Consider the following 13,868-nt stretch of genomic DNA (forward strand, 5'->3'; position numbering starts at 1 on the left):
CGTTCGGATCAGATCGTGGCGGTTTACTGGAGCTTCCTCGGGTCGCCCGCGGACGGCCGCGCGGCATTGCGATGAAGCAGCATGACCTGCTCGGCGTCCGATATTCGGTCGTAAATCGGCTCCACCGCACCGTCTTCGTCGAGCGAGAGAGCACCCGTCAAATCGGGTGAAAGCACCGTTAGCTTCTGCCTGATGCCCGCCAGTTCCTCCATGCCGAGCGCCAGCCAGTTGTTGGCGCCGCAATAGCTGGCGAAGTCTTTGCTGGCGAGAACGCTGTGCGGATATTTCTTGGTCAGGGTCTGGAGGCGCTGGACCTCGTTTACAGCCGAGCCGAAGACGGAGAATGTGAGCCGGTCGGTAAGCCCGACATTGCCGAACATCACATTGCCGACATGCAGGCCGATACCATAGTTTATGTCGCTCAATCCCTGCTGCTTTCTGCGCAGATTGAGATCCATCATCCGCGCGGTGGCCTTGTGCGCTGCTGCAAGAGCGGCCTGGCAGGCGATCTCAGACTGTGAACGGTGCCTTGCGCAAGGGTAAACGGCAATGAAGCCATCCCCTATGAAACTCATGATCTGCCCGCCCTTGCGATTGAAAGGTGCAGCAGCGGCATCGAAAAACTGGTTCAGCGTATCGATATAGACTTCGCGGCCGGAGGTTTCGGCAAGTCTTGACGACCCGCGCATGTCGCCCATGACCAGTGCCGCCCGGATTGTATCACCCTCGCCGCGCTTGATCTGGCCGTCGAGCACGCGCCTGCCGGCGTCGCCGCCGAGATAAGTGGTCATCATGTTGTCGGCAAGCTTGGTGAGCACGGCCATCTTGGTTGCGATAGCGAGATGGTTCTGGATGCGCAGCAGCGCCGCAATCATGCTGTCGCTGAAGCCTGCGGCACTGTCGGTGGACCAAGACCCGATCATGCCCTGACTGGTGTTGCCGCTGAAGGGATGGACGAAAGCCATGTAATCGGTGACGCCCATCAGCTTGAGGTCATCGAAAACAGGAAATTCCGACGGCACCGACGGGTCGAGCCGGCGCCGCAGATGGTCGAGCTTGTGGCTGAGCAGATGGTAGTATGGGCTGGTCAGGAATCTGTCGGAATGAACGCCGTTCTCCTTGCGGAAGCCTTCCACTTCCAGGCCCTGGCCGCGGAGCCAGGTGAAGCCGAGCGCGTCATAAAGCGGATGAAGCATCGAAAAGCTCAAATGCACCCGCTTCAACGGCAGGCCGGCAGCAGCCAGCCGTTCACAAAAGCCCCTTACCAATGTTTCCAGGTCGTCGCCCGCCAACGCCGATTGCGTCAGCCAATCGGCAACCTTATCCATGAGAATGGCAGAAATTTCTGCTTGCGCTGTGCTCATGCTATCTCGAAATCTCCTTGATCCGCCACAAATTCGCCGGCTCGGACGCCGTCAGGCCTTCACCACCGTCTCTCGGGCTAGCCCGAGGCGGCCAAAAATATTGCGTGTGTCGACGATCAGTAGGGCGTGATCCGCGAGCGCCTGATAGTCGATCGCGTCGTGGTCGGTTGCAACGACGACAGCGTCGAAATCCTTCAGGGCCACCTCGGTCAATTCGACCGAGCGACGCCCCTTGATCGCCATATGCTCCCGTGTGGTCGGGATTTCGGTAACATGCGGATCGTGGAATTCCGCCTTGCCGCCCCATTCCTCGATGAGTTCAATGAGCCGCAATGAGGGGCTTTCGCGGATGTCGGGCACATTCTTCTTATAGGCAAGCCCGATGATGAGAATGCGCGAGCGGCTGAGCGCCTTGCCGCAGCGCCGGTCCAGCGCCTTCGCCAGTTCATCGACCACATGACGCGGCATGGCCGTGTTGATCTCTGCCGCCAGCTCGATGAAGCGGGTCGGCAGTTCGTATTCGCGCGCCTTCCACGTCAGGTAGAAAGGATCGATCGGAACGCAGTGCCCGCCAAGTCCAGGGCCAGGATAGAAAGGCATATAGCCGAACGGCTTGGTCTTTGCCGCCTCGATCACCTCCCAGATGTCGATTCCCATCGCACCGAGCACGACCTTCAACTCGTTGACGAGGGCTATGTTGACCGAGCGGAAGATGTTTTCCGTCAGCTTGACCGCCTCGGCGGTTGCCGTGGTGGAAACCGGAACGACGGTCTTGACCACGCCATGGTAGAAAGCCTGCACGAGCATCGCCGCTTCAGTGCCGTCACCTGCCACGACCTTGGGGATCGTCGCGACTTCAAAGCTGCGGTTGCCGGGATCCTCGCGTTCGGGCGAGAAGCCGAGGAAGAAATCTATCCTCGACCGCAAGCCGGTTTTTTCCAGGATGGGCTTGATCACGTCGTCGGTGGTGCCGGGATAGGTGGTCGATTCCAGCACGATCAGCTGGCCGAGACGCAGATGCTTCGCGATGGTGCCTGCCGTATTCCTGACAAAGGAGAGATCCGGCTCGCGGTGTTTCGTCAGTGGTGTCGGAACGCAGATGATGATGACATCGCAGACGGCCAGTTCGGCAAAATCCGCAGTGGCGCGGAACCGTCCGCTCGCCACCTGGCCGGCAAGGGCTGGCGACGTCACCGCCTCGATGTAGGATTGGCCGTTGTTCAGGCTCTCGACCTTTTGGGGTTCGATGTCGAAGCCGGAAACCGGGAAGCCGGCGCGTGCGATCGCAACCGCCAGCGGCAGCCCCACATAGCCCAGTCCGATCACGCCGACGTGCGCGGCACGCGTCGAAATCCGGTTCAGAAGACGGTCATATGTCGATCGTGAGGCGTCCAAAATCTGCTTCCCGTCAATTCGGACAGGCCGTCCGCTTCCATGGTGAGGCTCACCGCTCACAAGAGCCCCGAGGCATATTGCGGAAAATCGATGTCCGCAAGCCGTCAGACCGGCACCTTCGCCTTAAGGCTTGCGGCAGCCATCGCATAGCCGCCGGCGGCGCCATCAATGAAATGAACGTGATCGCGCTGCAGCGGCGATGCGACGAGGCATGTCATCAAGGCCGATTTCTGGCGGTGCAGGCCATAGTTGCAGATGCCCGCCTCTTCCGCCTGTTTCAGCCGGTTCTCGATCCGTTGCAACACATCCGCGTCAACGTCGATGGTCATCTTCAAGCCATCGTCGAACTTCCGGAAATCCGAATTGCTGGCCACTTCGCGTTTGTAGATCTTCGGATCGAATCTGCCGATCGTCCAGCCATATCTATCCGTAACAGCCGTAAGCGTCATCAGGAACACTATCCACAGCTTCGACAGCCACCGCCGTCCTGCCGGCGCCATGGCCCGCGCCTCGATATCGAGGCCGGCGGGCAGCACACTGTAGTCCGGCCCGTTCACTGGCACCGGGTGGCCATCGCGTTCCTGCCTGCCGGCAAGGGCGATGATGTCGGAAACCAGAAACTGAAAACCGCGCAAGTCGCGCGACGCCCCCGGTATGGCTATGATCGAGACAATTTCGCCATGCCGGGCTTCGATTGGGTTCCAGCGGCAGGATAGGCCGGTCAGATCCGGCCGCGCGCCGGCCGGCGCAGGATCGATGCGGTAGCGCCCCGCTTTCATCTCGGCTTCCGCCCAACTGCCGCCACCTCCGGCGAACATAGCATAGAAGACTGCATCGGAGGCCTGGAACCTCGCCACGCGAACGTCGAGGCCTTGCGCTCTTATATCCTTTATCGGCACGATTGCGGCACGCAAGGTCAGATCCAGTTCGTCCGCCACCCATCTCTGGACAGCCGCCAGCGCGTTGCGGGTGATCTCCAGCGCCGAGCCGGGAAACGCCACGAGCGCGCCGTCGCCGCCGAAGACAAAGGGAAGATCTTGCTTACCCAGCGCATTGAGCAGCGCCGAAATGACGCTGGCACCGGCCATATTGACGGTTTTATAGCGCCCCGCCTCGATCGCCTTGGTCGAGCCGACGATATCTGCGGTGGCCAGCGCCCAGCCATCGGGGAGAGGCCGATAGTTATCGATATCGGCAACGCTTTCGAACCTGGCGAAGACCGGTAGGGAAGCGACAAACGGGTCGGACGCGGCAGCTGTTTCCATGAGCATCAGATAGCACATTCCAGTGCTTGAGGGTGAAGTCGATCATGCTTCGAAATTGACTTGCGCAGGCTTTCCGATGATAGGGTCCGGCGATGCGAATTGCCTTCTACGCGCCGCTGAAGTCACCCAATCATCCCGTTGCCTCCGGCGACCGTCAGATGGCACGGATGCTGGTCAAGGCGCTGGAGCATGGAGGGCACAGCGTCGAACTGGCATCCGAATTGCGCTTCTATCTACGCGAACCGGATTCGAAAAGTTTCGATGCGCTCAACATCGAGGCCCGGGAGGAAGCCGCGCGGCTGGCAGGGCTTTGGGATCGTGACGGCAAGCCCGATCTGTGGTTCACCTATCATCCCTATTACAAGGCGCCCGACCTGATCGGGCCCGAACTGGCGTTGGCCTTTGGTGTTCCCTATGTGACAGCGGAAGCCTCCTATTCGAGGCGGCGCAACACCGGTTTGTGGACCGATACGCAAGCGTTGGTGGCGCGAGCCGTCGAACAGGCGGCACTGAACATCTGCTTCACGCAAAGGGATCGTCAGGGACTGGCAGATGCGATACCCGAAGCCTCTTTCGGCATGCTTTCGCCCTTCATCGACACATCGCTATTCCGGGAAACACCGGCACGGGGTTGTCCAACGCGCCTCGTTACCGTCGCCATGATGCGCCCGGGCGACAAAGTCGAAAGCTATCGCATGCTGGCGCAGGCGCTCGGTTCGATCGGTCATCTGCCCTGGACCATATCGGTCGTCGGGGACGGACCTGCCCGCGAGGAGATCAAAGCGCAATTCGCCGGCATGCCCGCCGAGCGTATCGAATGGCTTGGCGCGCTTGAGCCAGCCGCCGTGCCGGATGTCCTCTACAGTGGGGGAATTTACGTCTGGCCGGGTTTCGGCGAGGCCTATGGCGTTGCCTATCTTGAAGCACAGGCCGCCGGCCTTCCGGTTGTGGCTCAGGACGTCGCCGGCGTGCCGGAGGTCGTGCGGGATGGCCAGGCCGGGTTTCTCACCCCGCCGGGCGATGTGGCGGCGTTCGCTTCTGCCATTGAAAGGCTTCTGGCCCATAACGACGAAAGATCCATCATGGCCGCAGAAGCCAGACGTTTCATCCTCGAAGAACGTTCTCTCGGCGCTGCGGCGGCGCGTCTGGCCGAACTTCTTGCGAAGATCCCGGTCTCATGACATCCGATCAAATCTGGCAACCCTTGATGGAGGAACTGGCGAGCCGGCAACGGGCGGACCGTAAGGCGGAGTTCTGGCTGCGCGACGATGACGCCGTGGATCCGACGCCTGCGCTTGATCGGTTGCTCGACCTCACCGGTGAATTCGCGGTTCCGGTGACTCTGGCCGTCATTCCCGCCCTGACTGACGAGAAGCTTGTCGTTCGGCTTGACGAGACGCCGCATGCCACGGTCGCCATCCACGGCTGGGCGCACCGAAATCATGCTCCCGAGGGCCAGAAGAAGCAGGAGCTCGGCGCGCATCGGCCACGCGAGGCGGTGCTCGATGATCTGGCTCGCGGGCTGTCGCACATAACCGGCCTGCACGGCGCACGTGCCGTTCCGATGCTGGTGCCACCCTGGAACAGGATCGACGCCGGCTTGGTATCCGACCTTGGATCGATAGGATTTTCGGCATTGTCGGTCTATGGCCCGCCAAGACCGGCTTCACTTGCGGTCATCAACAGCAATGTCGACATCATGGATTGGCATGGCACGCGCGGCTGCCGCGATCATGGCCTATTGGTTCAGGCCATCATCGCGCAGTTGCAGCATGCATTCGATAGAGGCGAACCGGTCGGCCTGCTCACCCATCATCTCGTACATGATGAATCGGCCTGGCTCTTCCTCGAACGGCTGTTCACAGTCACCGCACAGACTGAAGCCTGCGTATGGCTTCCGGTCAGGACATTGATCGGGCGCAGCGCCGGTAGAGCAATTCCGGGAAAGGTGTGAACGGTTTCCGTCCGGAATTGCGTCAAAACAAAGAGATAGAGGAAAACAGCTCAGCGCTTTTTGCGCAATGAGACTGGAAATTTGAGCGTCTGGCCATCCCGCGCGGCAAAAGCGCCGGTAAACCTGTCTTTGGCCAGTTTCTCGATCTCGTCCAGTTCCTCGTCGGTCCGTGTCGGATCGTGGTGAAACAGCGCAAGCCTGCGCGCACCGGCCGCCTCACAGAGCTTGACACCCTGTTGCCATGTCGAGTGCCCGTAACCGCGGCGGCGTTCCATTTCCTCCTCGGTGTATGTGCAATCGTAAATAACGAGGTCGGCATCTTCGATCAGGCCGAGCACCGCCTGATCGAGTTTGTCCGGCTCGTGCTCAGTGTCTGTGATCATCGCCACGACGCGGCCGCCCCATTCGACCCGGTAACCTATGCAGCCGCCCGGATGGATAAGACTGCCGGTTCGGACCACCACCCCTTCGCGCGGGCGAAGCACGTCTCCGGATACGAAATCGCGATAGTCGAGGCTTGCCTTGCAGGCTTCCAGTTTCACCGGAAACCACGGCGGCTGCATGAACTCATCGACCATCTGCCGGGTCGTCATGTGTCCTGCAAGATGCCCGGACCAAAGCGTAACCTTGGCGCCCCGATCATAGATCGGCGCAAAAGACGGCAACCCGATGATGTGATCGTAATGGCAATGGGTGAAAAGCAGGTCGAAATCGGTCACGCCCAACGCCTGAAGTGCGGCGCCGGCAGGCCGTAGGCCAGAGCCTGCGTCGAACAGAAGCGTATGCTTACCGCATCGCATTTCGACGCAGATTGAGTTGCCGCCATAGCGAGAGAATTCTGGCCCTGATACCGAAATGCTGCCGCGGACACCCCAAAACCTGACCAGGAAAACGTTGTCGTCCATGCTACCCCTTCGCCCATCATATCCAAACAACCGCTGCTAGGCGAGACAGGCTTTCTCCGGGTGATCTTCTCAGCGAGAGGACAGTGCCGTCACGACGGCGAGGATCGGGCGCACGTCCTTCGTTATTTGGCGCTTCGTGCGTCGATCAGATCCGCGGTCGTATGGCTTAGGCGATCGGCAAGAACCCGCAATATCTCGATGGTCATTTCCGGGAACTCCCTCATAAGCCTCAGGAAATGATCCTTGCGGATTCTCAAGGCTTCCAGCGGACTTGCCGCTCTGACGGTGGCAGTGCGGGAGCTGTTGCACAATATGGCGATCTCGCCAACGATCGAATTTGGCTCCAGTTCGGCAACTTTTATCGGTCCGCTATCGGAATCGACAAGAATATCCGCTCTGCCTGAAAGGATGACATAGGCGGCGTCTCCCTCGTCGCCCTGCCTGAAAAGGATCTGGCCGGCGCTGTAGCTCACACGATCGGATGTGAACGCAAGCAGCTTGAGCTTTGTCGGCTCGATGGCAGAGAACAAGGGAACGCGTTGCAGCATTCCAACTTCATCCTTGAGCAGCATTGTCGCAAACCTTCCAAAATTCGCGTTTGCCAGACTAGAGCAAGGGACGCCAAGATGGAATCAATTCTCTTTCCGGGATGGCGAGGCAAACCACGCGAAAGGTGGCGAGCCCGATGTCGTGCACCGGCAGAATGATCCATCTGAATGTCCGTTGCTCTATGACAACAGTTCCTTGAAGATACCGTTCCCCGCCAAGAGTGTCTCGTGTGTTCCGTCTTCCGCCAATTGACCCGAGTCGAAGACGACAACGCGATCGAACATCATCGCCATTGCCGGATTCGTCACGACCCACACAATTGCCGGTGAATGGCCGTCGCGCCTGGCTTCCTCGAGCACATTTCGCAGCACCTTATCCTGCATGCGCTGGTCGAGCGCCGACAGCGGCCGGTTGAGAATGAGAAAATCGGGACGCTTGAGCAAGGCCCGGGCAACATCGAGCTTCTGTCGCTGTCCCCCGGTCAGCCGCCTCCCGCCGGAGCCGACGTTGAAGTCCAGGCCGACATCCAGAAGTTCGCCATAAAGCCCGAGTTCGTCAAGAATGTCATAGACGATGGAGCGTATGCGGTCGGGCGCGTCGGGATGATTGTTGCCCACACGCCCGAACAGGACATTATCCATGACCGTGGCCGCGGCAATGTATTTGGCGGGATCATACCGTTCGATCGCATTGTGCAACTCGGGCGGCAGGTTTTCATAGAACCGGTTGCGTGCAGCGACGATCTTGCTCATCAGCTCGTCGCTCAGCAGGCCGAAGCGGTGCCGGGGCTCGATGTAGGCAAAGCTCAAGGTGACGATCATGGCGCGATCGTTCTCCGAAACCGCCTCGTAGGGACGGTTCTTGAGCCGTTGCAGCAAGGTTTCGTAGGCGGGTATCTCCTCCGCGCTCATGAAGGCGAGCTGCTGGAAGAACTGGTGATCGGGCGGCAGGTCGGCAAACAACTCGATCGCCTGTTTGGCGATCTCCAAGCCCATTTCGTAGAGCGTGCGGTCGAGGCCGGCTTGCCTCAGCACGGAAGCAAAATAGGGATTGGCCGCCAGCGCCCTGTCGGCCAGTTCGGGGCCGGCGGCAGCGCCGAAGAGCAGGTTTTGGCCGATCGTTGCTTCCTTGTTGTAGGCGCCCGGTTCGAAAGGAACCACCAGTCCGCTCAGCCCCTCTTGTTCCAGCCGGGTCCGCAGCGCCGCACGCAGTTCGACGATCCGCCTGGCAAGCTCCGTGTGACGCGTGAGGTCAGCTGAAGAGCGCAAGCCAAGATCCAGAATGTCACGCGACAGAACAACCGCGTCGAGCACCCGGCGCACGGCTTCAAAGAGGTCGTGCGGGCCGGTAGCGCCAGCGGAAGCATAGTTGATCCAGTCGCCGTGGATATCAAGATCCGGATTGCCCGACCGGCGCGCCTCGTGAATGTTCCAGCGGTGCTGATCTGCCGCAGCACCGTCATAAGGCGCCGATCTCAGCGGCGCATGCTTCAACCCGTAGAGCAGGTTGTCGCGGAGGCTTGCCTGGAACAGGAAAACATCCGACGAGGCGTACGATATGCGCCGGCCGGTTACTGCTTCCGGGAGTTCAAGCAGGTCGTCGGTGCCCGAAGCGACCTTTCCGCTGTCCGGCCAGATCAGCCGCGCGAAGGCTTCTGCAAGCGCCTCCGCTCCACCTGTTGCGGTACTGACCAGTGCCACCGTCTCACCCGGCTTGACCTGGAGGGAGATACGGTTGAGGAGCATCGCACCGCCATCGTCTGCTATGGACAGATTGATCGCCGACAGCGGTTTGGTCATCGGATCGGGATCGTCGATCGTCAATGCCATGATACTCGGCGCGATGAGACCTTCGACGGTGAACTGTTCAACGACCTGTTGATATTTGACCTGGACATCCTGCCGATCCTGATCCCAGTCGATCAGTTCCTTCATCGGTCCGGGCAGGTCCTTGTAGGCGCCGATCACGGCCACGAGCTGGCCGACGTCCAGCCGCCCCTGGAGGACCAGATACCCGCCGATCATGTAGAACAGAAAGGGCGTGAGCTGCGCGAGAAAATTGTTGAGGAACTTTACCATGAATTTCCATTGGTAAAGATCGAAGCGGATCTTGAAGATGAGCCCGAGCCGGGCAGCTATGTCGGCGCGCTCGTAGTTTGATGTATCGTGGACGTGAACCGCGCCGATGCCGTCGACGATTTCGCCAACCCGGCCCGAAAGCGCGCGCGCCGTCAACTGCCGTTGGCGCCCGAGCACGATCAGCCGCCGCCGCATTCGCGGGATGAGCACGATCTGGATCGCCACGATCACGACCGCTATCATTCCGAGCCAGACGTTCTGGATCATGATGAACAGCATGGCCGTCAGCGCTTGGCCGCCGAGCAGTACCGGCTGCAGGAAGGCGTCGCCGATGAAGCCGCCCAGCGGCTCCACCTCGTCCTTCACCATGGTCGCCACTTCGGCGGATTTCACCCGCTTGAAGTAAACCGGCGGAAACCGCAGCACACGGTCGACCAGATCGAAGCGGATACGCCGCAGCATGCGTTCGCCGAGGCGGCCCTTGTAGGTGTTGATGTAGAATTTGAACAGGCCGTTGATGACGACTAGCAAGAGGAACACAAGGCTCAGGGCAAACAGGGTCTCCTCGCGGTCGAGCTGAAAACCGGAGAAGAACTGGACCTCTCCAATGAACGGCAGGTTATAGTGTAGCCTCATGAATGGCTGGGTCGCGCCCGGTTGCTCGAAGCCGCGACCTTGGATCGGTCCGTTGACGATCAGCTTCGGCAGGTCGAAAGACATGAAATATGGGATCATCGAAAGCACGACGATCATCAATATCCAGAGCTGCTGCTTCTTGGTGTGCGTCCAGATATAGCGGGCTAGGCTGGCTTCCATATGCGACTGTGGACCCTTCAGTTGGAAGCGTGCAGGATGTAAAAGCACCTGCTGGCGAATGGCGTATCGGCAATTTCTTCATCGCCAACGAGCTGGCCAAACGGTCCGCGGCTTTCGTAGGGCTTTGGCGAACAGCTGAGCAGCACGAGGCCGCAGCTGCGCGGCTGGTGCTGGCGGATGGACGCCGATGATCCGGACAGATGCAATAGGCTCTCTCCGGCACCGGGCAATAGCCAAGCGGCTTGCAGCATGATCACGTCCGCGGAATCAAACAGTCTTGCGGGAGGCAAGATTGCGTTGTGTCGCCCAGAATCCCAACATACAAGACGAATTATGATGGATGTCACGCAACCACGCAATGCCATGGACTGGCATGAGCAAGCCTTGGACCTCACACGGGGAATTGCTGCTTATGTCAACTGCCCTCTCGTGGCAGGGCTGGCGCGCGTCGTCGCCAAGCATCCGAAGGCCGATATTGCCAACGCCTTCAACCACAAGCAGGTCGCCTGCAAGATGTGGGCGCTCGACAGGCTGTTCGAAAGCGGCGGCGGCCGCTTCGGGCGCATATGGGTTCTGGGTGGATGGTACGGCGTATTGCCGGCAATGCTTTTCAACGATGCCCGCTTCGACATCGCGGCGATCGATAGCATCGACATCGATCCTGAAGTCGCGCCGGTCGCCCGGACCCTCAACCGGGAAGCCGGCGACCGGTTCCGGGCGCTGACGGCAGATATGTACGCACTCGACTATGCGGCCGGGCGGCCCGACCTGATGGTCAATACGAGCTGCGAACACATAGCCGATCTGCGCGCCTGGCTTGCTCTGCTTCCGCCGGGCACGAATGTACTGCTGCAATCGAACGATTATTTCAGCGAGCCGACGCACATCAACTGCGTGGCTTCGCTTGCAGCCTTCGAGGCAATGGCGGCGCTACGGGAGGTGCGGTTCTCCGGCGAACTGCCGACAAAAAATTATACGCGCTTCATGCTGATTGGAACTGTTTAATGCATTTCGCCCAAAAGTGCGTAGCGGTTTTGGGACAACGATACGCATAAAAACAGGACTTGAAGCGCGTCGTACGAATCTCACGGACGCTACGCGCGTTAGGATCTATCGTCTGTTTGATCATGAACTTTTCCGAAACCGGGCCCCACATTTAGGGACCATGTTCGATACCGCTCGCGCAGGATTTGCGCGGAGCGGCGCGCGCCTTCCAGATCGAGACGATGCGCGGATGGCGTCCGTCCCACAAGCGCCTGTTCGATAGCTTGCGCCAAACCTTCAGGCGTCAGGTCCTTTTCCGTCAGCACCGTTGCAAGACCGAGTTCTTCGAGCATCAGGGCGCGAACCGTCTGTTCGGTTTCCCCGCCGGCTGCAAATGGGACGAGCAGGGAGCGACAACCCGCGCGCAGTACATCGCAGACCGTGTTGTAACCCGCCTGCGAGACTGACAGGCGGGCGCCGGTCAGCAGGCTGGCGAAATCCTCGCGGAACCGGAAGATGGACAGGCCCGGCGTGGCATCGCCTGCGATCGCGTCAAACTCGTCTTTCGGCAGGTTCGGGCCGGTGATCAAACACCATTTCCAAGCGTTGTTCGCATCCCGCGCCGCTGCGATGGCGGAGCTGACAAGGCTCTTTCCGGCAGCCCCGCCGCCAACCGACACCAGAACGTCGAAGCGCTCGGAGGCCGCGGGCGATGGCGGCGCGGCAACGAGCCCTGTGTAGGTGACCTCGGCCCTGATCGACCCAGCCAATGGAAATGTCTTGTCGATGGTTGCGAAAGCCGGATCGCCGTGGACCATAACAAGGTCGAAATGCCTGTTGATGAGATCGACCGTTTCCTCGTTTCGGCCCGGCTTGACGCGCTCCTGGAGGATATCGCGGACGGACGTCACCAGCAGCGGTCTGGGCGACGTCGCGTCGATGGCCTCGATCAGCGGCAAGAGTTCGAAACGCATCTGCCGGCGTCCAAATGGAAACGCTTCGACAATGACGATATCAGGCCTGCAATCCCGGAATGCCTGCAGCAGCATCTCTGAACGCCATTTCTTGAAATCATCGTCGATCGGGTTGCCTTGCAGGTCGACAAGTCCCGAAAATCCTTCATCACCGGAGGTGACAGGTGGCAGGGTTACAGATTTTACCCCCAGTCCCGGAAACCCGGCGATCGGCGCTCCACCGGTCACGACGGTTACGTCAAACCCGTCATCGACCAGAGCCGCCGCAATGCGGCTGGCGCGCGCGAGATGGCCGATGCCGAGCAGGTGCTGGACATAGAAGAAAGCGCGCAGCCGCTTCATTCGGCGGCCCGCCACTCCCGCTCGAACAGTTCCTTGAGCTGTCCAATGCTTGCCATATGATCGAAATTGCCGCGCACGCGCCGCTCTGCGGCGTCGCCGAGGCGGACGCGCAGCACGGGATCGCGGATCAGGCGCTCCAGCGCCTGTGCCAGGGCAATCGGGTTTTCCGTCGGAACCAGCAACCCGGTTTCATCCGGCGATAAAAGCTCCGGCACGCCGGAAATATCGGTCGACACGCAGGCAAGCCGCTGGCTAGCCGCCTCCACCAGAACATTCGGCAGACCGTCGCGGTCGCCATTTGCGGTGATCCTGCAGGCCAGGGCGAAGATGTCGGCGCGGCGGTAGTGCTCAAGCACCTCCTCCTGCGCAAGCGCGCCTTTCCAAGAGACGCGATCATCCACACCGAGCTTTTGCGCCAGCGCCTTGAACCGTTCCAGTTCTTCGCCGCCGCCGATATGCTCGAAACGCCACGCCAAATCGCCGGGCAACAGGGCAAGGGCCTCCAGCAACGTGTCGTAACCTTTCTTTTCAACGGCGCGCCCGACACTCAGAACGACAACCGGTTCGTCCGGCGCCGAGCCGTCATGCTGCTTTCGCGCCTCGCCGAAACTGCCGAAGCGATCAAGGTCGAGCCCATGATAGCTCAGATGCACAGACGAGTTGCCGTTAGCGAGTTTTTTCAGACGGTCGAACCCGGTTTTCGTGCAAGTGACCGTCCAGCGCGCCGAGGAAAGCTTGCCGGCCAGATCCCAGTCCGCCGAAGTCCAGATGTCCTTGGCATGGGCCGAGCAGGTCCAGGGCAGGCCACGAAGCTGGCTGGCATAGCGCGTCACCGATGCAGGCGTGTGCGCGAAATGGGCATGCAGCCAGCCCGCGTTTTCCGGCCATTCGGCCGCCAGCACGAGCGCTTGCCCGAAGCGGCGCGCGCGATTGCGCGTAAAGTCGCGGGGCATATCGGCAGCCAGCGATCCGAGCGCGCGCCAGAAGCCCGGACGCAGCAGATAGGCAAACAGCGAGCGAAGCACGCGCAGCGGCTCTTCATGCAGATATTCCGGCAGATAATGGACGGGCGCTTTGATCTCGTCATGCACGGGGTGGCGTTTTTCGTCGGTCGGCCGCCTGAGCGCGACAAGTATCAGGTCGAACCCCGCACGCTCAAGACCGAGCAATTCCTGCGCGATGAAGGTTTCGGACAGCCGCGGATAACCCTTCAGAACCACGACGATCTTGCGATGTTGCAAC

At 60.4% G+C, this 13,868-nt stretch carries 11 protein-coding genes; 3 read left to right on the forward strand and 8 right to left on the reverse strand.

Annotation, left to right across the window (positions count from 1 at the left end):
• Positions 1-23 precede the first annotated feature (23 nt).
• From NKH98_RS01820 to NKH98_RS01830, 3 genes are all read right to left on the reverse strand, one after another.
• Entirely contained in the window at positions 24-1,364 is a 1,341-nt protein-coding gene (locus NKH98_RS01820; RefSeq protein ID WP_352475782.1) for an adenylate/guanylate cyclase domain-containing protein, read from the reverse strand.
• Between the two features lie 51 nt (positions 1,365-1,415).
• A complete protein-coding gene (locus tag NKH98_RS01825; protein WP_352896232.1) occupies positions 1,416-2,759 on the reverse strand; it encodes a nucleotide sugar dehydrogenase in 1,344 nt (447 codons plus the stop codon).
• A gap of 104 nt (positions 2,760-2,863) precedes the next feature.
• Positions 2,864-4,042: a DUF3095 domain-containing protein gene (locus tag NKH98_RS01830; protein WP_352896235.1), complete on the reverse strand. Its 1,179-nt coding sequence runs from the start codon at positions 4,040-4,042 to the stop codon at positions 2,864-2,866.
• A 74-nt stretch (positions 4,043-4,116) separates the two neighbouring features.
• Between NKH98_RS01830 and NKH98_RS01835 the strand changes: the two genes are divergently transcribed.
• Entirely contained in the window at positions 4,117-5,205 is a 1,089-nt protein-coding gene (locus tag NKH98_RS01835) for a glycosyltransferase family 4 protein (protein WP_352896237.1), read from the forward strand.
• Positions 5,202-5,978: a polysaccharide deacetylase family protein gene (locus NKH98_RS01840; RefSeq protein ID WP_352896240.1), complete on the forward strand. Its 777-nt coding sequence runs from the start codon at positions 5,202-5,204 to the stop codon at positions 5,976-5,978. Before NKH98_RS01835 ends, NKH98_RS01840 begins: the two co-directional genes overlap by 4 nt.
• Before the next feature lie 50 nt (positions 5,979-6,028).
• Here the strand turns inward: NKH98_RS01840 and NKH98_RS01845 are convergent, their stop codons facing one another.
• The 3 genes from NKH98_RS01845 to NKH98_RS01855 all read right to left on the reverse strand — a co-directional run bounded on the left by NKH98_RS01845 (position 6,029) and on the right by NKH98_RS01855 (position 10,326).
• Positions 6,029-6,883 (reverse strand): MBL fold metallo-hydrolase, encoded by an 855-nt coding sequence (locus tag NKH98_RS01845; protein WP_352475777.1) that lies wholly within the window; start codon positions 6,881-6,883, stop codon positions 6,029-6,031.
• 122 nt (positions 6,884-7,005) lie between these two features.
• Positions 7,006-7,455 (reverse strand): cyclic nucleotide-binding domain-containing protein, encoded by a 450-nt coding sequence (locus NKH98_RS01850; protein ID WP_023675957.1) that lies wholly within the window; start codon positions 7,453-7,455, stop codon positions 7,006-7,008.
• Between the two features lie 156 nt (positions 7,456-7,611).
• Complete coding sequence (locus NKH98_RS01855; RefSeq protein WP_352896243.1) at positions 7,612-10,326, reverse strand: ABC transporter transmembrane domain-containing protein; 2,715 nt, start codon at positions 10,324-10,326, stop codon at positions 7,612-7,614.
• Between the two features lie 336 nt (positions 10,327-10,662).
• On the opposite strand from NKH98_RS01855, the gene NKH98_RS01860 reads away from it, so the two are divergent.
• Entirely contained in the window at positions 10,663-11,331 is a 669-nt protein-coding gene (locus NKH98_RS01860) for a class I SAM-dependent methyltransferase (RefSeq protein ID WP_352476068.1), read from the forward strand.
• A 98-nt stretch (positions 11,332-11,429) separates the two neighbouring features.
• On the opposite strand, the gene NKH98_RS01865 is transcribed toward NKH98_RS01860, so the two are convergent.
• Positions 11,430-12,626, reverse strand: coding sequence for a glycosyltransferase family protein (locus NKH98_RS01865; RefSeq protein ID WP_352896246.1), 1,197 nt, complete (start codon positions 12,624-12,626; stop codon positions 11,430-11,432).
• Positions 12,623-13,867, reverse strand: a complete 1,245-nt coding sequence (locus NKH98_RS01870; protein ID WP_352896249.1) for a glycosyltransferase — start codon at positions 13,865-13,867, stop codon at positions 12,623-12,625. Before NKH98_RS01870 ends, NKH98_RS01865 begins: the two co-directional genes overlap by 4 nt.
• Between the last annotated feature and the right edge of the window lies 1 nt (position 13,868).

Origin of the sequence: Mesorhizobium sp. M0833, from assembly GCF_040319905.1 — a bacterium.
GTDB lineage: Bacteria > Pseudomonadota > Alphaproteobacteria > Rhizobiales > Rhizobiaceae > Mesorhizobium.